This is a genomic window from Paraburkholderia sp. D1E (assembly GCF_052682275.1).
Window position 1 is genome coordinate 3,427,827 of record NZ_JBQYMB010000001.1, and the last position, 26,161, is coordinate 3,453,987.

The 26,161-nt window shown below is 60.8% G+C and carries 21 protein-coding genes and 1 pseudogene; 13 read left to right on the forward strand and 9 right to left on the reverse strand.

Features of this window, described 5'->3' with window-relative positions:
- Window positions 1–98: 98 nt before the first annotated feature.
- Window positions 99–842, reverse strand: a complete 744-nt coding sequence (locus tag ACUN0E_RS15425) for a GntR family transcriptional regulator (protein WP_408226905.1) — start codon at window positions 840–842, stop codon at window positions 99–101.
- Window positions 843–1,103: 261 nt separating this feature from the next.
- On the opposite strand from ACUN0E_RS15425, the gene ACUN0E_RS15430 reads away from it, so the two are divergent.
- The 5 genes from ACUN0E_RS15430 (at window position 1,104) to ACUN0E_RS15450 (ending at window position 8,751) form a co-directional block, all read left to right on the forward strand.
- Window positions 1,104–2,342 carry a cyanate transporter gene (locus ACUN0E_RS15430; RefSeq protein WP_445567147.1) on the forward strand — a complete coding sequence of 413 codons (1,239 nt, stop codon included), beginning with the start codon at window positions 1,104–1,106 and terminating at the stop codon, window positions 2,340–2,342.
- Window positions 2,343–2,848: 506 nt separating this feature from the next.
- The gene (locus ACUN0E_RS15435) at window positions 2,849–4,954 is read left to right on the forward strand and encodes a S8 family serine peptidase (RefSeq protein WP_445567148.1); all 2,106 of its coding nucleotides are present in this window, start codon (window positions 2,849–2,851) and stop codon (window positions 4,952–4,954) included.
- A gap of 180 nt (window positions 4,955–5,134) precedes the next feature.
- Window positions 5,135–6,754, forward strand: a complete 1,620-nt coding sequence (locus ACUN0E_RS15440) for a tetratricopeptide repeat protein (RefSeq protein WP_445570447.1) — start codon at window positions 5,135–5,137, stop codon at window positions 6,752–6,754.
- Between the two features lie 259 nt (window positions 6,755–7,013).
- Window positions 7,014–7,589, forward strand: a complete 576-nt coding sequence (locus ACUN0E_RS15445) for an ANTAR domain-containing response regulator (RefSeq protein ID WP_408519555.1) — start codon at window positions 7,014–7,016, stop codon at window positions 7,587–7,589.
- A 10-nt stretch (window positions 7,590–7,599) separates the two neighbouring features.
- The gene (locus tag ACUN0E_RS15450; RefSeq protein WP_445567149.1) at window positions 7,600–8,751 is read left to right on the forward strand and encodes a CmpA/NrtA family ABC transporter substrate-binding protein; all 1,152 of its coding nucleotides are present in this window, start codon (window positions 7,600–7,602) and stop codon (window positions 8,749–8,751) included.
- Window positions 8,752–8,784: 33 nt separating this feature from the next.
- Here ACUN0E_RS15450 and ACUN0E_RS15455 read toward each other — a convergent pair whose 3' ends face one another.
- Together ACUN0E_RS15455 and ACUN0E_RS15460 are read right to left on the reverse strand one after the other, a co-directional pair.
- Window positions 8,785–10,203, reverse strand: a complete 1,419-nt coding sequence (locus tag ACUN0E_RS15455) for a sensor histidine kinase N-terminal domain-containing protein (protein WP_445567150.1) — start codon at window positions 10,201–10,203, stop codon at window positions 8,785–8,787.
- A complete protein-coding gene (locus ACUN0E_RS15460) occupies window positions 10,200–10,871 on the reverse strand; it encodes a response regulator (protein ID WP_408227050.1) in 672 nt (223 codons plus the stop codon). The genes ACUN0E_RS15455 and ACUN0E_RS15460 overlap by 4 nt, the downstream gene beginning before the upstream one ends.
- Before the next feature lie 139 nt (window positions 10,872–11,010).
- On the opposite strand from ACUN0E_RS15460, the gene ACUN0E_RS15465 reads away from it, so the two are divergent.
- The 4 genes from ACUN0E_RS15465 (at window position 11,011) to ACUN0E_RS15480 (ending at window position 16,186) form a co-directional block, all read left to right on the forward strand.
- A complete protein-coding gene (locus ACUN0E_RS15465) occupies window positions 11,011–12,099 on the forward strand; it encodes an ABC transporter substrate-binding protein (protein ID WP_408226885.1) in 1,089 nt (362 codons plus the stop codon).
- Window positions 12,100–12,199: 100 nt separating this feature from the next.
- A complete protein-coding gene (locus tag ACUN0E_RS15470) occupies window positions 12,200–13,969 on the forward strand; it encodes an ABC transporter permease (RefSeq protein ID WP_445567151.1) in 1,770 nt (589 codons plus the stop codon).
- Window positions 13,962–15,029: an ABC transporter ATP-binding protein gene (locus ACUN0E_RS15475; RefSeq protein WP_445567152.1), complete on the forward strand. Its 1,068-nt coding sequence runs from the start codon at window positions 13,962–13,964 to the stop codon at window positions 15,027–15,029. The genes ACUN0E_RS15470 and ACUN0E_RS15475 overlap by 8 nt, the downstream gene beginning before the upstream one ends.
- Before the next feature lie 80 nt (window positions 15,030–15,109).
- On the forward strand, window positions 15,110–16,186 hold the full coding sequence (locus tag ACUN0E_RS15480) for a porin (RefSeq protein ID WP_445567153.1): 1,077 nt from the start codon (window positions 15,110–15,112) through the stop codon (window positions 16,184–16,186).
- A gap of 362 nt (window positions 16,187–16,548) precedes the next feature.
- Here ACUN0E_RS15480 and ACUN0E_RS15485 read toward each other — a convergent pair whose 3' ends face one another.
- Both ACUN0E_RS15485 and ACUN0E_RS15490 read right to left on the reverse strand, forming a co-directional pair.
- Window positions 16,549–16,989, reverse strand: a complete 441-nt coding sequence (locus tag ACUN0E_RS15485; RefSeq protein ID WP_445567154.1) for an ester cyclase — start codon at window positions 16,987–16,989, stop codon at window positions 16,549–16,551.
- A gap of 724 nt (window positions 16,990–17,713) precedes the next feature.
- Window positions 17,714–18,616 (reverse strand): annotated as a pseudogene (locus ACUN0E_RS15490) (LysR family transcriptional regulator); the annotation flags it as partial.
- 616 nt (window positions 18,617–19,232) lie between these two features.
- Here ACUN0E_RS15490 and ACUN0E_RS15495 point away from each other — a divergent pair.
- Together ACUN0E_RS15495 and ACUN0E_RS15500 are read left to right on the forward strand one after the other, a co-directional pair.
- Window positions 19,233–20,297: a Dyp-type peroxidase gene (locus ACUN0E_RS15495; protein WP_445567155.1), complete on the forward strand. Its 1,065-nt coding sequence runs from the start codon at window positions 19,233–19,235 to the stop codon at window positions 20,295–20,297.
- The gene (locus ACUN0E_RS15500; protein WP_445567156.1) at window positions 20,290–21,093 is read left to right on the forward strand and encodes a family 1 encapsulin nanocompartment shell protein; all 804 of its coding nucleotides are present in this window, start codon (window positions 20,290–20,292) and stop codon (window positions 21,091–21,093) included. Before ACUN0E_RS15495 ends, ACUN0E_RS15500 begins: the two co-directional genes overlap by 8 nt.
- 41 nt (window positions 21,094–21,134) lie before the next feature.
- On the opposite strand, the gene ACUN0E_RS15505 is transcribed toward ACUN0E_RS15500, so the two are convergent.
- Complete coding sequence (locus ACUN0E_RS15505) at window positions 21,135–22,124, reverse strand: LysR family transcriptional regulator (protein ID WP_445567157.1); 990 nt, start codon at window positions 22,122–22,124, stop codon at window positions 21,135–21,137.
- A gap of 272 nt (window positions 22,125–22,396) precedes the next feature.
- Here ACUN0E_RS15505 and ACUN0E_RS15510 point away from each other — a divergent pair, with 272 nt between their 5' ends.
- Window positions 22,397–23,824, forward strand: coding sequence for an aminotransferase-like domain-containing protein (locus tag ACUN0E_RS15510; protein WP_408510051.1), 1,428 nt, complete (start codon window positions 22,397–22,399; stop codon window positions 23,822–23,824).
- Between the two features lie 87 nt (window positions 23,825–23,911).
- On the opposite strand, the gene ACUN0E_RS15515 is transcribed toward ACUN0E_RS15510, so the two are convergent.
- From ACUN0E_RS15515 to moaA, 3 genes are read right to left on the reverse strand one after another with little or no spacing between them, the layout of a single operon-like run.
- A complete protein-coding gene (locus ACUN0E_RS15515) occupies window positions 23,912–24,169 on the reverse strand; it encodes a MoaD/ThiS family protein (protein ID WP_445567158.1) in 258 nt (85 codons plus the stop codon).
- A 41-nt stretch (window positions 24,170–24,210) separates the two neighbouring features.
- On the reverse strand, window positions 24,211–24,762 hold the full coding sequence (locus tag ACUN0E_RS15520) for a molybdenum cofactor biosynthesis protein MoaE (RefSeq protein WP_445567159.1): 552 nt from the start codon (window positions 24,760–24,762) through the stop codon (window positions 24,211–24,213).
- A 45-nt stretch (window positions 24,763–24,807) separates the two neighbouring features.
- Window positions 24,808–25,911 carry a GTP 3',8-cyclase MoaA gene (gene moaA, locus ACUN0E_RS15525; protein WP_445567160.1) on the reverse strand — a complete coding sequence of 368 codons (1,104 nt, stop codon included), beginning with the start codon at window positions 25,909–25,911 and terminating at the stop codon, window positions 24,808–24,810.
- Between moaA and ACUN0E_RS15530 the strand changes: the two genes are divergently transcribed.
- Window positions 25,901–26,023 carry a hypothetical protein gene (locus tag ACUN0E_RS15530; RefSeq protein WP_408226852.1) on the forward strand — a complete coding sequence of 41 codons (123 nt, stop codon included), beginning with the start codon at window positions 25,901–25,903 and terminating at the stop codon, window positions 26,021–26,023. The two genes, moaA and ACUN0E_RS15530, sit on opposite strands and share 11 nt — an antisense overlap.
- Window positions 26,024–26,161: the final 138 nt, after the last annotated feature.

Below are 26,161 nucleotides of genomic sequence, written 5' to 3' on the forward strand. Positions count from 1 at the left end.
TCTTGCGCATAGTCACAACTAGCGCCCGCCTCAACGGCTTGCGCCGTCCTTCCGCAGTCGCGGTGTCTCCCACCCTTGCGCACTGCACTGCTTCTTTTCTATACCCCGAACACTGCACCGAGATCCTCGCCGGCAGCGCTCCTGCGCACCTGCTCAACCACTCGCTCCTCGAGTTCCGACAGGTGCTCGCGCATCGCCGTCAGTGCCGCGTGCAGGTCTCCCGCATCGAGCGCTTCGATGATCTGCATGTGTTCGTCCGCGGAGCAGGTCGAACCCTTCGACGGGTCGAACAACGCCTTGTACAACTCAGTCTTCGCGACGAGTTGCCCGACCAGGCCGAGCAATTCCGTACCGCCCGCGAGTTCCGTCATCAACACATGAAACTGTCCTGCGAGCCGCACGGATTCCTCGACTGCGCCGGCGCGTGACGCCTTCTCTTCGCCGCGCACGTGGGCGCGCAGGCGGCGCTTGTGAGCCGCACTCAAGCTCCCGCACAACGCCGCGACAATGCCCGCCTCGACAATCTGCCGGGCGCGATACACCTGACGTATGTCTTCTTCGGATGGCGACGGCACAAACGCGCCGCGGTTCGCCTCGAGCACCAGCTTGCCCTCGAAGCCCAGCCGCGCGAGTACCTTGCGCAACGCGCCACGCGTGCAACCGAACGCCGCGGCGAGATCGCGCTCGACCAGTTGCGCGCCCGGCCGCAGACGGCCTTGCAACAACGCCCCGGTAATCGACGCGTAAATGCGCTCTTCGACGCTGATTGAGTCGTCGCCGATCGCGATGTTAAGCGGCGTTTCTATATCGGCGGACGATGCACTTCGGGAACGTGGGGCCATGGAACTCAGTGACGGAAATGGAACGATATCGCCCGGCATTCTAGCGGCGGCCGACGGCAAATGCCATGCGTGTATGGCGCTACCTATACCGGGCATCACTTAAATGGTTAACCATTTTAAGTTATTATGGTTGACCAAAATGAATCGCGAACGGATTTTTCGCTTCGTTCGACGTTCTTTTCCGAGCATGCCGCCAAGGTCGCGCAGTTTGTTTCGCACCTGCGTTGCGGCCAGCGCCCCTCTCTCATACCCAGGCCCATCGTGAATTCGCACTCAAGCGCCACTCCCGCCCATACCGACACCAACGGCACATCCCATGCGTTGACATGGCGTGACGCGTTATGGCTGTGCGTAATCGTGGTGATTGGTATCAATCTGCGCCCCTTGCTGACGTCGATCAGCCCATTGATGACGACGATCCGCGCGGCAACTGGCCTGAGTTTTTATGGCGCTTCGTTGCTGACGAGCTTGCCGGTCGTCGCGATGGGCATCGGCGCATTCGGTGCCGGCGCGTTGACCCGCACGATCGGCGAAACGCGCGGCGTTGCGCTCGGTTTGCTGGCAATCGCGCTAGCGTGCGGCGCGCGTTGGGCAACCACCAGCGGTGCGGCGCTACTTGCGACGGCGACGCTCGCGGGCGTCGGTGTCGCGGCGATCCAGGCGCTGCTGCCCGCCGTCATGAAGCAGCGCTTCCCTGCACGGGTGCCGTTGGCGATGGGGGTTTTCTCGGCATCGATCATGGGCGGCGGCGGCCTCGGCGCGCGCTTGAGTCCGTGGGTGAGCGCAGCGACGGGGTCGTGGCATGCGGGGCTCGCTGTGTGGGCGGTTCCCGCTGTCATGGCGTTGCTGTGCTGGCTGGGTTTGAACCGCGGACCTTCGCACGCCCCCGCAGCGCCGCCGGCTCCGGCAGACGCGGTGATTTCTCCGCTTTGGCGCAAGCGGCGCGCGTGGACGCTTGGGTTGTACTTCGGGATCGTGAACGGTGGTTATACGAGTCTCGTCGCGTGGTTGCCGGCGTTCTATCAACAACATGGCGCGAGTGTCGCGGATAGCGGTTCGCTACTTGCCGGCATGACGGCGTTTCAGGCCGTTGCGGCCTTATTGCTGCCCCTTGCTGCCGCACCGTTTCGGGATCGACGCCCCTGGTTAGTCCTCGGATTGTCGGCGCAGCTGGTCGGCTTGCTTGGATTGATCTTCTGGCCCGATGCCGAGCCGCTGGTGTGGGTTGGTTTTGCCGGCGCCGGGCTTGGCGGGACTTTCGCGCTGACGCTTGTTACTGCTATGGATCATTCGGCGCACCACAGCGTGGCTGGAAAGCTTGTCGCGTTTACGCAAGGGGTTGGCTTTGTTGTAGCGGCCATTGCTCCCGTTTTTGCCGGCATGATCCGGAGTTGGACAGGCGGGTTCGGCGCCGCCTGGGTCATGCTGGCCGTCAGCATCGCCGCCATGACCGTAGTGAGTCTCTTCTTTTCGCCCCGCAGTTACGCGAAATGGAATTGATTCGGGCAGACTTTGCCCGGGTGCCTCCTCGCTGACCCGGCAGCGAGGAGGCCGTCGTACAGCCACCAGCGCTGCGCGTGCCACCCGGTGCGCGATACACGCGAAGACCTCAGCCATCCCCTTCCCCACCTTGGTCGCCCGACTGAGTCGATTCGTTGGCATGAGTGGACACACGTCGATAGTCTTACGCGGCAGGTAAGTTATCTGGCGGACAAATAGAAATACCTGATTGTTTATATCAATCAGGCTATTTATTATCCTACTTAAGCTATTTACCGCGTCCATCCAAACACAAGAACCTGACTGGCTGACCAACAGCCGCAGAAGGTCACGTACCACGCAGGCGTCGCCGACGATCATTAGTTAGGAATATTAATTTATTCAAAACAGCCTGTGCCGGCTGGCCAGAGAACGGTATAGGGCCATGGCGCCGCTGATGACCGCCGTACGACTACTTCATCAAAACAGGGGCAATCGTTTCTGCATGTCGTACCAGGAATAAAAACGTGAACCAAAAGAAAGATGAGAGCGTGCGTCACGGCTCTCGCAGAATAACTGCCTACATTGGCGCACTGTGGTCCAGCGCAGGCGCGCGCTGTGTTCTAGCAGGCGCCACCTGTATTTCGCTTTCGCTGGCACTCGCGGCGTGTGGTGCAAGCAGCGCCAGCGATACGAGTTCCGAAGCTAAAGAAGCAGTCGCGGCGGCGGCAAGCACCGCCAGTTCAAACACCGTTTCATTGCAAACGGCGCTGAAGATGAATATGACCAGCCTGTCGCCGGATGCGTCCAGCAACCGCTTTATTGTCAAGTACAAAACCGGCAGCGCCGAGCGCGGAGCAACATCGGCGGTGCAGTCGAAACTTAACCGGCTGGCGAATGCTTTCCCATCAAAGGCGCACCACCTGCGCCGCATGGGTATCGGCGCTGACGTGGTGACAACGGAGCGCAAGCTGACGGCGAAGGAGGCCAAGGCATTCATGCGCGCTATCGCATCGGACCCTAACGTCGAATATGTCGAACCCGATACGGAAATGTCGACAACCATGGTTCCGAACGATCCGGAGTATTTCAGGCAGTGGAGTTTGGCTTCGAACCTGAAACCCTCTACCCCATATCCGGGAATACGCGCTGAGGGAGCGTGGGATAGTGCTAACGGTTCTGGATCCGTAATCGCGCTGGTGGATAACGGCGTAACGAATCATAGCGATCTGGATGCCAACATCCTGCCCGGGTACGATTTCACCGCTTATAACCGGGGTGGCAACGGCAGCAATCCGGGAATCACAACAGAGACGTGTTCAGTCCAGTGGCACGGCACGCATGTCGCGGGCATCATGGCCGCACTGGCCAACAACGGCCTCGGTATAGCCGGCATCGCTTCTGCTGCAAAGGTCGTCCCGGTCCGGGTGATGAACGGGTGCGGGAAAGGTTTTACGTCCGATATTGCCGACGGCATCGTATGGGCCGCTGGCGGGAGTGTTCCGGGCGTCCCCGCCAACGCCCACCCGGCCAGGATCATCAATGTGAGCCTTGGCGGTAACGGAGTTTGCGAAACGACATTTCAGAACGCGATCGACTATGCCGTCAGCCAGGGCGCCGTGGTGACCGCAGCAGCAGGCAATGACGGGGCTAGCGCAACGAATTTTGAGCCGGCTAATTGCCGCAACGTCATCAATGTTGGCGGTAGCAATCGCTATGGCGCGAGGTGGATCGGTTCAAACTTCGGGGCAGTGGTCGATATCGCTGCGCCGGCCGACTCGATCTGGTCCACCTACAACAGCGGAACACGTGCGCCGGGGGCCGAAGCGTATGCCTTCATGAACGGCACGTCGATGGCGACACCGATGGTAAGCGCTGTTATCGCGCTCGCCCAGTCAGTTGCGCCCACGCCTCTGACCGCCGCGGAAATGCGAACCCTGCTCGCGCAGAATGCGCAGTCCTTTCCCACCGGTCAGCCAGATTACGCGCTAGGGGGAGGCATTCTGGATGCGAACGCAACTGTCGTTGCCGCCAGGTCTGGAAAGATTCCCGCCGCAGCGGATTTCAAATGCGCTGAGAGCGCGACGCTGATGCAGGTGTCATGTACCGACCTCTCTACTGCGAGGGGGGTGCCCATCAAATCATGGGCCTGGAATTTCGGCGCTGGTGCTCCTGATTTCGTGCGTACGCAATCAGTCAATCCGACCGTGAATTATGACTATCCTGGCATTTACGAAATCACGCTCACCGTGACGGATAGCACCGGGGCCGTGAGCCGGCTGACGCGCCCTTTCCGGGTCATACCACCGGCCATTACGGATATCAGCCCCAATGTGCCGGCGACGTTTTCGGCGAACTCGGGCGATATGCTGTATTTCGCATTGGACGTTCCGGCGGGCGTAAAGAGCCTCACTTTCAGCCTGTCACCTGGCGCCAACGGTGAAACCGGAACGCTGTATCTCAGGGCCGGCACGCCTTCCGTGCTTCATCCTGACTGCGGGACTGTCTGGACCAAAGGCGCAAATGCGATCTGCACCCTCTCCAACCCGGTGTCAGGGACTTACTACGGCATAGTGAGTGCCACGAACGCAACCGTCCGCGGCGCTTCCATTCTGGCCACTTATACGCAATAAGCCCGTGACAACGGAATGACGCCTGCGCCCCTGCTGCGGATCGCAGGGGCGGCTTCCCGTACACGATGAGCTTGCATCGGGATATCCCTGTCGATGTTCACAATCTCCTGTGTCAATAACGATGGCGCAGACGTCGAGGCTCTGGTCACGCGTGCGGACGCGCATTTTTCCGCGCGGCGGATGACAGAGGCGATTATCGCTTACCGGCAGGTGCTAAGCGCGCGCCCACGCGACGCTCACGTGCTGCACCGCATAGGACTAGCCTACGTTCATACGAACGACATGGAGCGGGCTCGCGGCTACCTGGAGCAGGCACTGCAGGCGGCTCCGGATCAGGCTGAATTATGGGAGCACGCGGGCCTGCTGGCGGCGTTGGCAGGCAACCACGAATCGGCTGAAGCGTTCTATCGTCGCGCAATCGGTCTGGCGGGCAGTACCGCCAGTCTCCACAGGAACCTGGGCGACTGCCTGCGGCAATCCGGCTGCCTCACGGAGGCAATGACCCACTATGAAAAGTCGATTGAAATCGAGCCGGGACTCCATCACGCAGTTCGCTCCCTGGCCCGCATCCATGCGCAACTCGGGCAGCTCGAAAGCGCGGCGCACTACTGGCGCCGCGCATGGACACTCGAGCCGGCCAGCCTGAACGATGGACTCAGCCTGATTGCCGTACTCGCAAAAGCCGGCCATATACAGCAGCTCGCCCATGCGATCACGCAGATAAGAACCCGCTTTGCCGACGATGTCATCGCACTAAAAGCGCTGGCCTTCGTACTGAACACAAGCGATCGCTTCAACGACGCGCTCAGTGTCGCGAAACAAGGTCTCGCCATCGATCCGCACCATCCGCTCCTGCATCACAACGCGGCGCGCGCACTCAGCGTACGCGGCAAAATCGCCGAAAGTCGGCCGCACAGTAGGGAAGCGGCGCGGCTTCTGCCGGATAACCCCCACATGCAATTCCATCTTGCGGGTGTGCTGCTTGGGCTGGGTGAATTCGAAGAAGGCTGGAAGCGGTACAGATGGTTCTACGACCTGCCGGACAGGCAAAAGGAACGAATCCGGCCCATCTTCCGCGAGTGGAATGGGGAACCCGTTGCGGGTTGCCGGTTTCTGCTCGTTGGTGAACAGGGGCTCGGCGATGAAATACAGTTCATCCGGTTCGCCGAATGGCTGCATCGGCAGCAGGCAACGGTTGATGTGCTGGTAAGCGAACCGATACTGGAACTGGCGACCAGAATGACGGGCGTGCGGGCAGCATTCACCACCCTGCCGCCCGGGCCTTACGACTACTGGTGCTACATGCTAAGGATACCGGAGCATATGAAACTCGATATATCGATGCTCCCCGTCTCCATGCCGTATCTGACGGCGACGCCCGACAAGTCGCGCCAATGGCGGGCTCGTATCGAAGCCATTTCATCGGAAAAAAGACATACCAATAACAGACGCATCGGCGTCGTCTGGGCAGGCAGCCCGAACCACGTTCTCGACCGTTACCGGTCTATCCCGCTCGACGCGCTAAAGCCCCTGCTTGGGCTTGCCGGGGCGACCTGGTATTCGGTGCAAAAAGGCGATCGCGAGCTTGAAAGCGAAAGCCTGATGCATGAATACGACTTGCACACGCTAGGCCCTGCAATCAACAGCTTCACGGACACACTCGCGATACTCCAGACGCTCGATCTTCTGATTACCGTCGACACGTCGGTCGCTCATCTTGCCGGGGCGGCCGGCCTCCCCGTTTGGGTGCCTCGTACCCGCCTACGCCGAGTGGCGATGGTTGACCAACAGAACCGATAGCCCTTGGTATCCGTCAATGCGGCTGTTCCGGCAGCGGGAACTGGGTGAGTGGGATCCTGTTGTCAAAGAAGTGCAGGCTGCGTTGCAGCTGTGACGTGACGCTCCGCTTCGGTGCATGCCTTGCGCATGCCCCGTGCGGGTGCAGCCGCTGTCGCCTACACTGTTTGTAAGCTCATGATTGCGCTACCTTAGTTTCCACCATCCCGCACTGGCATGCACGTTGCTTTATCAGTAGTCAGCCGCCGATAAACCATACCCCATGCTGCGCGTTCTCCTCGTAACCGATACCGACAAGCCGATAGGCGATCTGCGCGACGCCCTCACACGCCTCGGCTACGAGATGCTGGCCGGCACGGCGACACCACAGGCGCTGCATCGCGTGGTTCAGAGCGAACGGCCAGACGTCATCATTATCGATACGGAATCGCCTTCGCGCGACACGCTCGAACAGCTCGCAGTAATGAATGCCACCGCGCCACGTCCTGTACTAATGTTCAGTCACGACGTGAACCAGCAGTTGATCCGCGACGCGGTCGGTGCCGGGGTCACTGCCTATCTCGCCGAAGGTCTCTCCACGGAACGGCTCGCACCGATACTCGAAGTCGCGCTCGCACGGTTTGCGCAGGAGTCGCAGTTACGCGAGCGCCTCGCGCAAGTCGAAAACGAACTCGCCGAACGCAAAGTGATCGATCGCGCCAAACGCCTGCTGATGGATCAGCAGAAGATCACCGAACATGCTGCGTATGCGACCCTGCGCAAGCGCGCGATGAACCAGGGTGTCAAACTCGCCGAAGTCGCGCGCGCCGTCGTCGCCTCCGCAGACTCGCTCAAATGAAGCGCAGATCATGAACTCTCCCGCCTCCCTCACCTCGCCGTCCGCGCCTGCGCCGCTCGAGAAAACCCATCTGAGACTCGGCTTCGTGGCGCTCGCCGATGTCGCGCCGCTCGTCGTCGCGAAGCTGCTCGAATTCGGCCATGCCCATGGATTAACGCTGGAGCTGTGCCGACAGCCTTCATGGGCTGCCGTGCGTGACAAATTGCTGTCGGGCGATCTCGATGCGGCGCATGTGCTCTACGGTCTCGTCTACGGCGTGCAGTTGGGCCTGGGCGGCCCGCAAACAGATATGGCCGTGCTGATGGTGCTCAATCGCAACGGCCAGGCTATTACGCTGTCGAGCCGTCTCGCCGATGCATTGGCCGAACATGGCACCCTGCCCAAGGCTCTGGCTACGCTGGGCCGCAAACCGGTATTCGCGCAGACCTTCCCTACCGGCACGCATGCGATGTGGCTGTACTACTGGCTTGCGTCGCAAGGCGTGCATCCGTTGCGCGATATCGAAAGTGTCGCGATTCCGCCGCCGGAAATGGTGGCCGCGCTCGCGAAAGAAAGGCTCGATGGCTTTTGTGTCGGCGAGCCATGGAATGCAATGGCCGAAGCGGAAGGCGTCGGCCGTACCGTTGCTTATACAAGCGAGGTGTGGCCCGATCATCCCGAGAAAGTGCTGGCGTGCCGGCGTGATTTCGTCAGCGCCAATCCGAATGCAGCGCGAGCGCTGGTGCAAACAATGCTGGAAGCCTGCCGATGGCTCGATGGCGCCGGACACCGCAAGGAGATTGCGCGTTGGCTCGCGCGACCCGAATTCATTGGCATTGGTGAAGCATTAATTGCGGAGCGGCTCGGCGACGAGATCGCGGCCTCGGCGCCGCGCGGCCTGCCCATGCGGTTCTTCGACAACGGCGCAGTGAACTATCCGCGAGCAGCCGAGGGGGCCTGGTTCCTCACGCAGTTCGAACGCTGGGGCATGCTCGACGCACGCACGGATTACGCGGAAATCGCGGCGCAGATCAATCAGACGCAGTTGTATCGCAATGCCGCGGCACGCGTCGGTATTGCGGTGCCAGACGACGACATTTCGCAGGTGTTGGTCGACGGCAAGGAGTGGGGGAGCAGCACGCCATCCGCGGGTTATGCGCAGAGCTTCACCCTTCGCAGGTAAAGCGCACGCAGGTCACGCTTACCGCAGGCAGCGTTACACCGCTTTTAACGCCGGAAACAGCACGCTGACCACGAGTCCGCCACCGGGCGCGTCGCTCAACGCGATCAGCGCGCCGTGCACGCGCGCAATTTCCCGCACGATCGACAGTCCCAGCCCGCTACCCTCCACCGCCTGCGTCGCTTCATTGCGATAGAAACGCTCGAAAACCACATCGCGTTCGCCTACGGCAATGCCCGGTCCGTTGTCGATCACTTGCAGCAGCGCTTGCTCGCCTTCGTATGCAACGCGTACGGTGATCACCGCCCCGTCGCCCGAATAACGAATCGCGTTGTCAATCAGATTGCCGACCAGTTCCGCCAGCAGATCGGTCTGGCCCATCACCTCGATACGCACCTCCTGTTCGAAGCCGAGATCGATGCCACGCGAGCGCGCCACCGGCGACCAGTCGAGCGTCACGCTGCGCGCCACTTTGTGCAGCGGCACGGCGGCATGCTTGACCGTATAACCGCTGTCCGCATCGAGCCGCGAGAGCGAAAGCAATTGCTGTACGATGCGCACCGCCTGCTGCACCGCGCGATTTAGCCGCCGTAAATGCACGCCCTGGCGGCGATTGCCGGTCGAGGCCGCCTCACCACCGTCGATATCGCGCAGCGCCAGTTCGGACTCCGCCTGAATGATCGCAAGCGGTGTCTTCAACTGATGCGCGGCGTCGTTGAAAAATCGCCGGCGCGATAACTGCATCAACTGCGTGCGGCCAATGTACTGATTGATCGAATCGACCAGCGGCGCAACTTCGCTAGGCAGGCCGACCGTATCGAGCGGCGTTGGATCGTCTTCAGCACGCGCCGCCACTTTCGCCGACAAGCGGTTCAGTGGCCGCAAGCCGCGCGCAACACCCAGCCATACGATACCCAGCGCGAGCACGACCAGCAAAAATTCCTGTTGCAGCGAGCCGGTCAGAATCTCGCGCGCCAACGCTTGGCGCTGCTCGATCGTTTCGCCGACCCGCACCATCACCACGCGCGTCTGCGCTGACGGCACGTCGTGGACAGGCAATCGCAGCATCGCGATGCGTAATGGCCGGCCGCGAAACACGTCGTCATAAAACTGCACGCTGTAGGGCTCTGAAGGCGCCTTCGCGCCTGACGGCAGATCCGGATAGCCGGTCACCACCCGGCCACCCTCCTCGCGAATCTGATAGTAAATGTTGCCGCCGCCGTTCGATTCGAACATCTCAAGCGCGAGATACGGCAGATCGACTTCGATCTGGCCATCGCGCAAACGGATGCCGTCGCGTATCGAGCGGAGCGAAAACTCCAACGTGCGATCGAAGGCCGCGTGTGCCGCGTTCATCGCGCGTTGATACGTGAGCCATGCATCGAAGGCGAGCAGCAGAAGCAGCGGCAGCAACAACCAGAGCGCGACGCGAACGCGCAGATTCGGCCGCGTCATGCGCTTTTCGCTTCCAGCAGATAGCCGAGCCCGCGCAGCGTCACGATGCCGACCGAACTGCGTTCAAGCTTCTTGCGCAAGCGGTGGACATAGATCTCGATGGCATCGGCATTCACCGATTCGTCGAGCCCAAAGATTTTCTCCGAGAGCGTGTCCTTGTTGATCGCGCGGCCGTTGCGCAGGATCAGCACCTCAAGCACCGAACGTTCACGGGGCGTCAACGCGAGCGGCTCGCCGTTCAGCGTGAAACCGCGATCGACACTGTCATAAAGCAGCGTGCCGCACTGCGCGTGCAGCGGCTCCTGACCGTGGCTTCGACGCAGCAGGGCCCGCGCACGCGCTTCGAGTTCGGTGAGCGCAAAGGGCTTGGCGAGGTAATCGTCGGCGCCGAGATCGAGGCCGCGCACGCGCTCTTCCACCGAACCATGCGCGGTCAGCATCAATACCGGTACCGCGTTACGCCGTGCGCGCAGCCGACGCAACACTTCGAGGCCGTCGAGCTTCGGCAAACCGATATCGAGAATGACCAATGCGTAGTCTTGCGTGCGCAAAACATGGTCGGCGGACTCACCGTCATGCATGCAATCGACAGTGAGTTTCGCGCTGGTCAGCGCATCGGTTAGCGAGCGGGAAAGGATTGGATTGTCTTCAACGAGCAGCACACGCATAACCAGAATCCCAGGGAAATCCATGAGGCGAATTCGACCATTGTGACGCATTTCTTTCGAAAACTGAAAGCATTCAGAAAGCACGCGTCTCTTACCATTCGCCTACACAAAACAAACACAATGTTTTCTGGAGGAAGACGTGCAAATCTCTTTGAAGTATCTCGCCGTAGCCGTTACGTTCGCCGCAAACTCAGCATGGGCAGCCTTTCCAGCTGGTTATCCCAGCGACTACCAGGCCACCGTCGACGGGGCAAGGAAGGAAGGCAAACTGATCGTTTATTCGGTCACTGACACTGCTCTGGTACGCCCGCTCATCAAGGATTTTGAAAGCCTGTACGGCGTCAAGGTCGAATACAACGATATGAACAGCACCGAGCTGTACAACCGCTACATCAGCGAAAACGCAGCCAGCAGCACCAGCGCCGACGTGCTGTGGAGCTCGGCGATGGACCTGCAGGTCAAGCTCGTCAACGACGGCCTGATGGCCAGTTACGAATCGCCTGAAGCGAAGCAGTTGCCGCAATGGGCGCAGTACCAGAAGCAGGCGTACGGCACCACGTACGAACCCCTTGCGATCGTCTACAACAAGCGCCTCCTACCGCCAGGCGAAGTGCCGCAAACGCGCGCCGATCTGATCAAGCTGCTGCAAAGCAAGCCGGATCAGTTCAAGGGCAAGGTTACGACTTACGACATCGAAAAATCCGGCGTCGGCTTCAACTATCTAACGCAGGACGTGCGCGTCAATCCGCAAGTCACGTGGGATCTCGTGAAAGCAATGGGCGCAACCGGTCCGAAACTGCAATCGAGCACCGGCGCGATGATGGAGCGCATTTCTTCGGGCGAAAATCTGATCGGCTACAACATTCTCGGTTCGTACGCGCTCACCAAAGCGAAGAAAGACCCATCGATCGGCTACGTCTATCCGAAGGACTACACACTGGTGGTGAGCCGCCTCGTGACGATTTCGAAGAAAGCGCAAAGCCCGAACGCCGCGCGGTTGTGGGTCGACTATCTGCTGTCGCAACGCGGTCAGACCTTGCTCGCGAACCAGGCCAGCCTGTTCTCGATTCGCGCTGATGTGGACGGTGAAACGTCAATGGCCGGCCTGACAAAGCAGCTCGGCGACTCACTCAAGCCGATCCCGATTGGCTCCGGCCTGCTGGTCTATCTCGACCAGTCCAAGCGGCTTGAATTCCTCAAGCAATGGCAACAGTCGATCAAGCGCTAAGCCTCGATTGAACAAACGGTGTCTGCGCTGAGACGCGCGGACGCCATGCCTTCCTTCACTACCTGTCGATATGCGGCTCACCTGCCGCAGGGGGACACTCATGCTTTCCACTAGCGCAACCGGACACCGCGACGCACCACCCCGCGCGGCCGACGGCGGCACGATAGGTGCGTTGCCGCGAGGCGGTCTGCAGCCGTTTGCGGGGCTGCTGCGCTGGCTCGTTATCGCGGTGCTGACCGTCGCAGTGGCGCTGCCGCTCGGCTTCATTCTGTTCCAGAGCGTGCTGAACGCGCCGTTCTTCGACGCCAAACGCACACTCGGTCTTACCGGTTTCGAATTCATTTTCAGCGACCCTGACTTCTGGTCCGCGCTCAAGAACTCTTTCGTCATCGCGGCCGGGATGCTGTTCATCTCGATCCCGCTCGGCGGCATTCTCGCGTTCCTGATGGTGCGCACCGATCTGCCCGGCCGCCGCTGGCTCGAACCGCTGCTGCTCACCCCCGTGTTCGTTTCGCCGATGGTGCTCGCGTTCGGCTATGTCGTCGCGGCCGGCCCGGTCGGTTTCTATTCGGTCTGGTGGAAGGAACTGTTCGGTACCGCCGAAGCACCGTGGAGCGTGTACTCGATTCTCGCGATCACCGTGATCGTCGGACTCACGCATGTGCCGCATGTGTACCTGTATTCGTCGGCGGCGCTGCGCAATCTCGGCTCGGATGTCGAAGAAGCGGCGCGCGTCGCGGGCGCACGGCCGTTCCGTGTCGCGCTCGACGTCAGCCTGCCGATGACGCTGCCCGCCCTGCTGTTCGCCGGCGTGCTGGTGTTCTTCCTCGGCTTCGAAGTGTTCGGCCTGCCGCTCGTACTCGGTGACCCCGAAGGACACCTCGTGCTGGCGACGTATCTGTACAAGCTCACCAACAAGCTCGGCGTGCCCTCGTATCACCTGATGGCCGCGGTGGCCGTGTGCATCGTCGCGATCACGTTCCCGCTCGTGCTGCTGCAACGACGCTTGCTGAAGAGCGCGAACCGCTTCGTCACAGTCAAGGGTAAAGCGGGACGTCAGACCGTGCTGCCGCTCGGCGCATGGCGTTGGGTTGCGCTGGCGATCGTCGCGCTGTGGCTGCTACTCACCGTGTTCGTGCCGCTCTCCGGGATCACGCTGCGCGCGTTCGTCACCAACTGGGGCGAAGGCGTGAATCTGGCTGAAGTACTGACGCTCGCCAATTTCACCGAATTGTTCGAACAGGACAACCTGGTCCGCGCGATTCTCAATACGCTCGGCATCGGCGTGATCGGTGGCGCGCTTGCAGTGGGTTTCTATTCGCTGGTGGCATTCGCAGGCCATCGCCGCAACGACTGGGCCACACGCCTGCTCGACTACCTCGTGCTGCTGCCGCGCGCGGTGCCTGGCCTGCTCGCTGGTCTGGCGTTCCTGTGGATCTTCCTCTTCGTACCCGGCCTGAAGGAACTGAAGAACTCCATGTGGAGCATCTGGATTGCGTACACCGTCGTGTGGCTCGCGTACGGCATGCGCCTGATTCAAAGCGCACTGCTGCAAGTCGGCCCGGAACTCGAAGAAGCGGGACGCAGCGTCGGCGGCACGCGGGCGCGCGTCAGTCTCGACGTCACGCTGCCGCTCGTGCGCTTCGGCCTGCTCGCGGCATGGCTGCTGATCTTCATGATCTTCGAGCGCGAATACTCGACCGCTGTCTATCTGCTCTCGCCCGGCACGGAAGTGATCGGCGCGCTCCTGGTGTCGCTATGGGCGACCGGCGCGGTCGATCAGGTCGCGGCGCTTTCTGTCATCAACATCGCGATGGTCGGCGTCGGACTCGGCGTCGCCCTGCGTTTCGGAGTGAAATTGCATGGATAAGCTCTCGGTCGACAACCTGTTTCTCAGCTATGGCGACAACCCGATCCTGAAGGGCGTGTCGTTCGAACTGAATCCCGGTGAGGTGGTATGCCTGCTGGGCGCGTCGGGCAGCGGCAAAACCACCCTGCTGCGCGCAGTCGCGGGACTCGAACAGCCCTCTTCTGGCCGTATCGAACTGGACGGCAAGGTGTTCTTCGACGGCGCGTCTGAAGTCGATCTACCGGTAGAACAACGCTCGCTGGGTCTCGTGTTTCAGTCGTATGCGCTGTGGCCGCACCGCACTGTGGCGGAAAACGTCGGCTACGGATTGAAGTTGCGGCGCGTGTCCGGCGCCGAGCAAAAAAAACGTGTGCAGTCTGCACTCGACCAACTCGGCCTCGGTCATCTCGCCGCGCGCTATCCGTATCAGCTTTCCGGCGGTCAGCAACAACGTGTGGCGATTGCGCGGGCGCTGGTCTACAACCCGCCCGTCATTTTGCTCGACGAACCGCTGTCGAATCTCGATGCCAAGCTGCGTGAGGAAGCACGCGCCTGGTTGCGCGAACTGATTGTCTCGTTGGGCCTGTCTGCCTTGTGCGTCACACACGACCAGACCGAAGCGATGGCGATGTCCGACCGCATCCTGCTGTTGCGCAACGGCCGTATCGAACAGGAAGGCACGCCCGCCGAACTGTATGGCGCACCTCGCTCGCTCTATACCGCCGAATTCATGGGCAGCAATAACCGGATCGACGCGCGTGTAGCCGCGGTCGACGGCGAACGCGTGACGCTGACCGGCGATGGCTGGCAATTGCAAGCCCAGGCGCGCGAAACACTCACCACCGGCCAGAACGCGCAGGCCGTGATTCGCCTCGAGCGCGTGCAGGTCGCCGACGGTCCGGGCGCGAACCGCCTCGAGGCCGATCTCATCACGTCGATGTATCTCGGCGATCGCTGGGAATACCTGTTCCATTGCGGCGATCTGCGCCTGCGCGCCTTCGGCCATGTGCCGCGCGCGGCCGGCCGTCACTGGATCGAATTCCCCGCCAACGACTGCTGGGCGTTCGCACAGGCGAGCTAAAGCGAGTTGCATCGGGCCGATGGACCCCGCAGCACCCTATCCCCAACCGAAGTGAAAAAACCAAGCACAGGAGACTGTTGATGAAGTGGAGTATGACGAAGGCGACCCTCGGCGTAACGTGCGCCAGCCTCGCCGGATTTGCAGCAACGGCGCAGGCGCAATCGAGCGTGACCTTGTACGGAATCGTCGACGCGGGCGTCGAATACGTAAATCACGCGAGCAAGGACGGCGGCGCCACGCGTCTGGTCTCGGGTGGCAAGAACACCTCGCGCTGGGGCCTGCGTGGCGTCGAGGACCTCGGCGGTGGACTGAAGGCGGTCTTCCAGTTGGAGAGCGGCATCAACATTGCGAACGGTCAGTTCGATGACGGCCCCGGCGCCATCTTCGACCGCCGCGCCACGATCGGCCTGAAAAACCGTTTCGGACAGATCACGCTCGGCCGCAATTTCACGACCACCTACGACTACATGCTGCAGTTCGACCCGATGGGTTATGCACCGAACTACTCGTGGGCGACCTCATCCACCGCGACGGGCGGTCGTAAGGACGGTCTGTTCTCGCGCTCGGCCAACGCCGTGCGCTACGACGGCACGTTCTCCGGCTTCAAGTTCGGTGCGATGTACGGCTTCGGTAACGTGCCGGGCAGCATGAAGTCAAGTTCGAAATACGACTTCGGCCTGGGCTACGAGAACGGTCCGTTCGCCGTCGTCGCCACGTTCGACCGGCAGAACGGCGCCAATGACAGCGTGACGCCCGCGGATACCACCAACTACATTCAAGGCATTCACGCCGGCTTGAGCTACGACTTCGGCGCAGTGAAGGCGATGGCCGGGTACCGCAACTATCGGCGCACCTTCCACACCGCCGCACCGACGTTGCGTAGCGATATGTACTGGGTCGGCGGCCAATACGACGTGACGCCGTTCTTCTCGCTGTTTGCCGCGGTCTACCATCAGGACATCAAGGACGCGAGCGACGCCGATCCGACACTGTTCTCGCTGCGCGCGCAGTACGCATTGTCGAAGCGGACGGTGTTGTATATGGCAGGTGGTTACGCGATGGCCAGGCATGACAATGCGGTCAGCCTGTCGCGCGATCTGACCGGTGCGGCGGATACGCAAACGGGTGTCACGGCGGGGATTCAGCACCGGTTCTGAAGCGTCTGGAGCGGACAACGCATCTGAAGCGCCAAAGCGTCCAAAGTCCAAAGCAGAGCGATGCGCGACGCAGGTCAATCCTTCGTCGCGCATCGCTCGTTTGCTTTTGGATAGCGCCAGACAATCCGGTAGCCTAGAATGGATCAGACAAGCCGATAGTGAGGAATGTGATGTCACAAACAAGCCGTGATACCAGTAAGACGTTTCGCCAACGCCTGCTATGGTTCATTGGTTTGTGGCTCCTCGGTGTCACCGGAACGGCACTCCTCGTGCTCCCGTTTCATCTTCTAATTTCCGCAGCAATGCATCACTAGCGTCAAAACCTTCCCCGACGCTACGCGTGCGGACTCAATGTATCGCAGTCAGCGTTGCTCAAGCGTTTTGGGTAACTGTCCAAGTTGCCGGAACACCGATAGCCAATCCTCAAGATGCCAGGTTTTCGCAATCAGACTTCCGCTCATCTGGTGGAAAGAGTGAATCGCGAAACTAATGTGTTTGGAACTTGCATCAATGCCAAGCAGTTTCCCCGTTTGAGTGCCGCTGATCTCCGCGCGAACGCCTACTCGGTCTCCATGAATCAGCAAGTCGAGAATGGTGACTTTCATATCGGGAAGTGCGGCAGCGATGTCGGCGAACACCTGAATCATCTGGTCAGGTCCCGGAGCCGTCCCGGCGGGCTCTGGAATATATTCCCAATCAGGGGTGACGACCTTTCGTAACAACGTGACGCTTCTCTGCTCGATGGCGCGATAGAACTCTTCAATCGCTTGACGAGTTATATCTTCGCTGGGCGTTGCGGTCATGTTCGGTTACTCCTGAAGAATGCTCACAGCAAAGCCTGGACCAAACCATCCTGCACGCGTGCCGGCATCAACGTTGCTAGCCAGCATCCGAAGGGGTACGCGTCTGGTTTGTTCTGAAGTCTACATCGATGAGCATCTGCGCGCTTCGCGCTCGTAATCAGGCAAGGGGTCTGCGAAAAACGTGCCCGCCATAACCAAGCACGATATTGTCGACTTCAAACGGTGACGCCTCCTTCGCCTCGAGAATGAATGCAACGCTGCCGGAAGCCAGCTTGCTGGATATCGATGCGGTCAATTCGTTGTCAAGCGTGTCCTTGAGCGCATGCCCAGCCAATCCACCGCTTGCCCCTATCGTGAAGCCGGCTATCGCACCCGCTGGTCCGCCAAGCATCCCGATCAAACCGCCCGTCAGCGCGCCGATCACTGTCCCCCAGAACGGCCGCGTTTGCTTGTCGAGCAAGATCAGTTTGCCCGTTGCGTCCTTTTGAACCAGCACGCCGCTTTCGATTTTGAACCCCAGGTCTTTTTCCTCGAAATTCCTGAAATCCACACCGGCTCTCCCGGCGACGTCAACACTGTCGAAAACCGCGACAATCAACTGTTGTGCCATTTGATCGCTCCTCGTATCGCTAACGTTATCTATCAAAGATAGTGATTTTCGCAGCGTGCGCCATTTGTTTATTTCCGATTCATGGCATCGGTCGAAGTGGGCATCGATCTCCGCGCGCGCCCCGGCTAGAATTGCCGGCGTGCAATTGTTCAGCATCGTCACAATCAGCCGTATGCGAGGCGGCACCGGACGCTGTGTCTGAATCAGTACATGCAGATCGAAAGGCCGCACCTCGAATTCCGGCAGTATGCGAACCAGGCGGCCGTCTGCCAAAGCATCGGCGCACGCCGGCTCTTCGAGCACCCCGATGCCGGCACCCGAGAGAATCATTTCATACATGGGCCGCCAATGACTGGTCTTGATTGCGGTGCGGATCGGCACGCTTTCCACAGCGGTCACGCCGTGTCTGAGCGGCAGCTGGTCCGTGACGAACGTGCTCTGGACCCGAATGAATGGATGTTCGATCAGCTCTGACGGCTCGGCAATCGGACCGTGCTGGCTCAGATAGCCAGGCGCCGCAACGAGAACACGCCCAACCCGACCCAGTTGACGGGCAATGAAAGCCCCCTCCCCAAGCTGCCCAAGACGGAACGAAATGTCCACTCCCTCCGTCGCGAGGTCGACGATCCTGTCGTTCAGAACCAGTTCCAGATCCACCTGTGGATACGCTGCGTGTACCAGCGTCAACGCCTCCGGCACGACCGTCTCGCCAAAGCAGTGTGGTGCCGCGATGCGAATCGTTCCCCGCGCAACCTGCTCGTCCTTGGACACCTCGGCGACCGCCTGCTCCACAGCGTGCAGAATCCTCTTGCTACACGCGTAGAAGGTGACGCCTTCGGGTGTGCGATTGAAAGCACGTGCGCTACGGAGCAGGAGCCGGCAGCCGAGGTATTTCTCAAGTCGCTCGATACGCTCGCTTGCGGCCGGCTGCCCGATATTGAGGTCCCTTGCCGCGCCGGAAATGCTCCCACGCTCGACCACCCTGACATAGACGCGCATGGCTTCTAGCAGATTCACGGCATCCAATCTCCATTCGCAATGCAAATTAATTTGCAACGACTTTCTTACGGCGATAGCGAGGCCTGAAGGGAAAGGATCTTTTGGTCTACCGGCTAAGATGAGCCACTGGGAATGAGGAAAATCCGATCAGCGCCATCCGGCTAAACGGATGGTAACGACGTGATAGCAGAATAGGAAGCCTCCAGCGCCGATACGAAGTATCGAAAGCAAGGCAGGGATGTGCGACAAAACAGTGTCGAACTTTATCGCCGCACAGTCCCGCCGGAGCTTGCTTGACACGGAGTCGGCCGGCAAGCACGCGAAACTCAACCTGGCCGCCAATCCGGACTCGAATGCCCTATGCGAATTGACCTGGCGTCTCTGGGCAGTTTCCATAAATTGCCCGGGCGGTATAACATCTCCTGACATAGCGAACGCCAACAATGTCATGCGTATCTGCGCTTCCCCTAATGGCAGGCAACACGCTACGGGCGCCTGCCGCGTCCGCAGCAGCAAACGTGCTTCATGTCATTCGGGCGAAATATTTGCGCGTGCCTCTGGCAGATGATCACGAAGGCGGTCAGACATTCGTTCCCTTCCCGGAATCAGTAACGGTTTATCAATAATCAATCCGATGCCTAAAGAGACTCCAGACGCACCAGAATCGCAAGCCATCTGTAATGACATCACGCCCAGCGCGATCTTCATCGTCGCGACGGTCGCGCCCGGCAGCGACCCAGCCGAAAAAGTGCGTGCGTGGTGTGGCGATATTGCCGCCCTGGTGCGCTCGGTCGGCAGGCGCTCCCCTTCACGCCATCTGTCGTGCGTTGTCGGCTTCGGCTCCGAGGTGTGGGACACGTTGTTCGGCGCCCCGCGCCCGGCGGCCCTGCATCCGTTTCGCGAATTCGGTACGGGCGAGCGCCGTGCCGTAAGCACCCCCGGGGACATCCTGCTGCATATCCGCGCGGATCATATGGACCTTTGTTTCGAGCTCGCCACGCAACTGGTGGGGCGGCTCGGTGATGCGGTCACCGTGGTCGACGAAGTGCACGGCTTTCGCAACTTCGATCTGCGCAGCATGGTGGGCTTCGTCGACGGTACCGAGAATCCGTCGGGTCGCAAGGCCGTCGAGTCGACCCTCATCGGTGATGAGGATCCGGCGTTCGAGGCCGGCACCTATGTCATCGTGCAGAAGTATCTGCACGACATGACAGGCTGGAACGCACTATCCGTAGAGACCCAGGAGCGCATTATCGGCCGCACGAAACTGGCCGACATCGAGCTCGACGAGGCAGTCAAACCGTCGTGTTCGCACAGCGCGCTCACAACGATCACCGAGAACGGCGAGGAAGTAAAAATCCTCCGTGACAACATGCCATTCGGCCGCCCGGGTATGGGCGAGTTCGGCACCTACTTCATCGGTTATGCCCGTTCGCCCCAGCCGATCGAACTGATGATGGAGAACATGTTCGTCGGCCTGCCGCCGGGCAACTACGACCGGCTGCTCGACTACAGCCGCGCGGTCACAGGCAGCCTCTTCTTCGTCCCGTCGGCCACCTTGCTCGAAGCGCTTGCGGACAGCGATCCGCAAGCTGCTGCTGCCACTGAGCAACAGCCCGAACCGTCTTCGTCTGCCGAGCCGCGTCACGACGGCTCGCTAAATATTGGCTCTCTCAAGGGAATTTCTCAACATGAATAACTTGCATCGCGAGCTTGCCCCAATCTCCCGCGCCGCCTGGTCGCAGATTGAAGACGAAGTGGCTCGCACTTTCAAGCGCAGCGTCGCCGGCCGCCGTGTGGTTGACGTCAAGGGTCCTGGCGGGACAGAACTGTCCGGCGTCGGTACGGGGCACCAGATCGCGATCGCCGCGCCGCAGCAGGGCGTTGTGGCGAAACTGTCCGAGGTAAGGCGCCTCGTCCAGTTGACCGTGCCGTTCGAGCTGCAGCGCGACGCGATCGACAGCGTCGTGCGCGGCGCGAAAGATGCGGACTGGCAGCCCGCAAAAGAAGCGGCAAAGCAGCTCGCCTATGCCGAAGATCGTGCGATCTTCGATGGATATAAGGCAGCGGACATAGGTGGGATTCGCGAAGGCTCGTCGAATCCGCCGCTCGCGCTGCCGGCCGACGTCAGCGATTATCCGAACACGATTAGTAACGCGCTCGAACAACTGCGGCTTGCCGGCGTCGACGGGCCCTACTCCGTGCTACTCGGCGCCGACGCATACACGGCGCTCGGCGAGGCACGCGATCAGGGTTATCCGGTTATCGAGCACATCAAGCGGATCGTGAACGGCGACATCATCTGGGCACCCGCGCTCGCGGGCGGCAGCGTGGTGTCCACGCGGGGCGGCGACTTCGAGTTACACCTTGGCGAAGAGCTGTCGATCGGTTATGTGAGTCATACGGACACGGTAGTGCGTCTTTATCTACGCGAGACACTGACATTCCTGATGCTGACGAGTGAGGCATCGGTGTCGTTGAAGCAAGCAGAATAAGCGCCTGAATGGATATCCCGGTATCGGCCATCGCTGCGGGCTCAAGCCCGCAGCGATGGTTTTAGCAGTGCGGACACATTCCCGTCGGGAAGTACTTCAAAGCGACCGGCCACTTCACCGCAGTCGACTTGCACTCTTTCCAGAATTTCCGACGTGCACTTTCTTAGCATCGTCACAATCATCCGTACGCGTGGCGGCATCGGACGTTGCGCCTGGATCAGCAGATTGACATCGAAAGGCAGCACCGAGAATTCCGGCAGTATGCGAACCAGGCGGCCGTCTGCCAACGCATCGATGCAAGCCGGCTCTTCGAGCACCCCGATGCCGGCACCCGAGAGGATCATTTCATACATGGGCCGCCAATGACTGGTCTTGATTGCGGTACGGATCGGCGCGCTTTCCACGACGGTCGCACCGTGTCTGAGCGGCAACTGGTCCGTGCCGAACATGCCCTGGACCCGAATGAACGGGTGTTTGACCAGCTCAGACGGCTCGGTAATCGGACCGTGCTGGCTCAGATAGCCAGGCGCTGCAACGAGAACACGCCCAACCTGACCCAGTTGACGGGCAATGAAGGCCCCCTCCCCAAGCTGCCCAAGACGAAATGAAATGTCTACGCCCTCCGTCACAAGGTCGACGATCCTGTCGTTCAGGACCAGTTCCAGATCCAGTTGTGGATAGGTTGCACGCACCAGCGTCAACGCCTCCGGCACGATCGTCTCGCCAAAGCAATGGGGTGCCGCGATGCGAATCGTTCCCTTGAGATCCTGCCCGTCGTTCGACACTTCAGCGACCGCCTGTTCCACGGCGTGCAGAATCTTCTTGCTACGCTCGTAGAAGGTCACGCCTTCTGGCGTGCAATTGAAAGCGCGTGCGCTACGGAGCAGGAGCCGGCAGCCGAGGTATTTCTCAAGTCGCTCGATGCGCTCGCTTGCGGCCGGCTGCCCGATATTGAGGTCTCTTGCCGCGCCGGAAATACTCTCTCGTTCAACCACCCTGACGTAAATCCGCATGGCTTCTAGCAGATTCATAGTACCCACCCTCCCTTTGTACCGATTTCGCATGATTCGAACCCATCCTTACGCATCGAAACGCCCCGGCGTAGGGGCCTGGCAATGCGCATTCAATAGAAAACAGAGTAAGGCCGGGCCATCAGTCGCAGAGTGCACAAATCGGCCCGGCTCGGGTCAGTACAGTTCTGCTACGATCTCCGCACCAGGCGGCGGCATGACGGCGCGAGCGCGTGTAAGCCGGGGAGAGGCCAGTACAGCTTGCCGCAGCGAAACGCTAAGGGAATCGTCCGATGAATCTCTATGAGAAGCTTGCAGACGATATCGAGAAGCTGATCCGGCAAGGCGTGTACGGTCATGGCGAACGCCTTCCGTCGGTACGGCAGACCAGCCAGCAGCATCGGCTCAGCGTGACGACGGTCATCCGCGCCTATTTGCTGCTCGAAAGCCGTGGCTTGCTAACGGCCCGGCCTCAGTCGGGCTATTTCGTCAACTTCCGGGGAGACGGGGGTGAACGGAAAACGCTCGAGCTCCGGCCATCAAAACCGATCCCGATTTCGTCGCCGGTTGATGTCAGCCGATTGGTGCTTTCCACCTTGCGCTCGATCGGTGTCGACGACGCCGTACCGCTCGGTTCGCCCTATCCCGACCCCGGTCTGTTTCCGTTCGAAAAGCTCAACCGCTACGCGTATGACGCAGGACGAGGCAAGACGCGTTGGGGCGTGACAGACGCGCTCCCCCCAGGCAATGCGGCACTCGTGCGCCAGATTGCGCGTCGCTATCTTGAGAACGGCATGGCCGTCGATCCGAACGAGATCATCATCACGGTCGGCGCCACTGAAGCGATCAATCTGTGCCTTCAGGCAGTCGCGAAACCCGGCGACGTGATCGCTGTCGAGTCACCGACGTTCTACGCGATGCTCCATGCGATCGAACGGATGGGCATGAAAGCGATTGAGGTGTCGACTCATCCGGAGCACGGCATCGATATCGAGGCGCTTGCCGCGATTGTGGAGTCGCAGACCATCACGGCCTGTATGGTCATGCCGAATTTCCAGAATCCGCTAGGATTTCTGATGCCCGACGAACGCAAGCGCGAACTCGTGCAACGCCTGACGAAGTGGGACATCCCGGTCATCGAGAACGGTGTCTACAACGAGCTTCACTATGACAGCACGCACCCGAGCACATTGAAGTCCTTCGACACGAAGGGGCTCGTGCTTCACTGTGGTTCGTTCTCAAAGACCCTCACGGCCGCCTACCGGATTGGTTGGGCGCTGCCGGGCCGATATCGCGATCAGGTCGAGAAGCTCAAGTTCCTGAACACACTAACCTCTCCATCGATTCCGCAAATGGCGATTGCTGAATTCCTTGAGCGCGATGGTTACGAGCACCACCTGCGAAGGGTTCGGAGAACATATGCGCAGCAGGCCAATCTGATGAAGGCGACCGTCTCGCGTTTCTTTCCTGAAGGTACGCGCATGTCCAACCCGGCGGGCGGATACGTGCTGTGGATCGAACTGCCGGCCAAGGTCGACGCGATGCGACTTTATAACCTTGCTCTCGACCAGGGCATCACCATCGGACCGGGTTATATGTTCTCGGTCTCGGAGACGACCTATCGGAACTTCATCCGCCTCAATTACAGCAGTCCCTGGTCGAGCGAGATCGAACAGGCGGTGATTACCGTCGGCAAGCTCGTCGCGATGTGCGCCAGGTAGCGGCGCGCTGATACGCTGGCCAGGGCCTTAGCGCGCGTGGGGCACGGGTGAACTCCGCGCGGCTCGATCGGGATCTTCAGGGCAGCCTCAGCCCCCCGTAACGGGCGGAAAGAACGCGATTTCGCTGTCCTCGCGCACGACAAACGTGTCGGCGACCATCTCGTGGTTAACGGCTGTGCGGAGCGGCCTGCCTGCGCGCAGTGCCTCGGCCATCCGCTCGCCTCTCGATGCGAGCCTGACCCGCAGACAGTCGACCGGGAGTTCGGGCGCGTCAATGTCCACGATCTCCTGCGAGATGCCGAGTTGTTCACGAACGCTAGCGAAATATCGGATGGTGAGTTTCATTCGTCTGTCCCTTTTCCGGCGCGATGTGAGCGAATGGCGCATCAACCCCACCGCAGCATCGACTGCTCGTCGCGCGTCCTGGCTTCGACCCATCTAACCGCCCCGTCGCGCCGGATTTCTTTTTTCCAGAGCGGCGCATGGGCCTTCAGGAAGTCCATCAGGAATTCGCACGCGTCGAATGCCGCCCCACGATGCGGCGCGGCGACCACGACAAGCACCACCGCATCGCCAAGCGCGACACGGCCGGTCCGATGCACGATCTTCACCGCTTCCAGGCGCCATCGTGCGATTGCCTCTTCGACGATGCTGCCGAACGACTGTTCGGTCATCCCCGGGTAGTGTTCAAGCTCGAGCGCGACCACGTCGTCGAAATCGCCGCAATGACGCACCACGCCGAGGAAGTTCACGATGGCGCCCACGTTGGGATTGCGCGAGACCAGCATGATCTCCGCCTGGATATCGATTGGCTGGAGCTGCACACGCACGTCGAAGCCCGACGCAATGGCGGCCTCCAGAAACGCTGGATTGCTTGCACGCTCGTCGATATGCGGTGCGGCAGGCTGTGCGCGATCACTGGACGACGGCGTTGTCATAGCGGCTCTCCGGTCTGTGTCTGCTTCGCAAGGACTGGCCAGGCGTCAACCGCCGACCAGCGACATGCGGACTGTGGGATAGGCTTTCCCCGATCCTGACCTGCCCGGCATCGAGCGAAGCTCGGAGTAGCGGTCGTCGCGCTGGAGCCATCGGCTGCGGACGGCGCCGGCCAGTTGCTCGACTGAAGCGGTATCAGAGAGCCAGGGCCTGAGATCCGTGCCATGTGTGGCGAAAAGGCAGGAATAAAGTTGGCCGTCGGCTGATACGCGGGCCCGCGAGCACGACCCGCAGAACGGTTGCGATACGCTCGCGATGAAACCGACTTCGCCTGCCCCGTCGGCATGGCGATAATTGACGGCGGTGCCCGTCTGGTCGTGCACGACGACGGGTACCAGGGGAAACGCCGATTCGACGATGTCGCGCGTCTCGCGAGCCGTGATCACCTTCGTATCCGACCATCCGCCCGCGCCACCAACGTCCATATATTCAATGAAACGCACGGCGACGCCGGTGCCCTTGAACAGCCGCACGAGCGGCAGGATCTGGCTGTCGTTGACGCCTCGCTCGATCACCGCGTTGACCTTGATCGGCGCGAGTCCCACCGCGCGTGCCGCCTCGATCCCATCCAGGATCCGCGACACGGGCATGTCAACGTCACTCATCCGGCGGAATACCCCGTCGTCCACGGCGTCGAGGCTCACTGTCACGCGGCCTAGGCCGGCGTCGCGCAGGGAACGCGCCTTCGCGGCAAGCAAGGAGCCGTTTGTCGTCAACGCAAGCTCCATCGGTTTGCCGCTTCCGGTCGTCAGCTTCGCGAGCGATTCGATCAGGGATTCGAGCCCGCGCCGCAGGAGCGGCTCACCGCCGGTAATGCGTATCTTCTCCACCCCGAGCAGAGTGAACGCTTTCGCGAGCTTAAGGATCTGTTCGAACGACAGGCGTTCCGAAGACGGCAGGAACCGGTAGTCTGCACCGAAGGTGTCACGCGGCATGCAATACGTACAGCGGAAATTGCATTGATCGATGACGGACAGACGCAAATCCCGCAGTGGACGATTGAGCTTGTCGAGCGTGGTCGTGACAGCACCGGCGGACACACCGTGACGGGATGCTGTACCGGCGAGTATGGGCTGGTCGATGATGTTCACGATCTATCCGAAGGTGGGCAGCGTGCGGCGGCAAATGAGCAAGGGCATGACGGCAGTCGATCTGGCAGACCGGAAGCGCCGCCAGTCCGTCAATAACCTGCTGGCAGGATAGTGCGTCGGCCCTGCCTGCGGGACGCACAGTCTGTGTCGAATTTCAGGAGTACAGTTTGTGCGCCGTATCGAGTATCACGGCGGGGTGTCACGGCGGGCTGTCACAGCGCGGCTGGCGCGCGTAGTGCAGGGCCAGGCC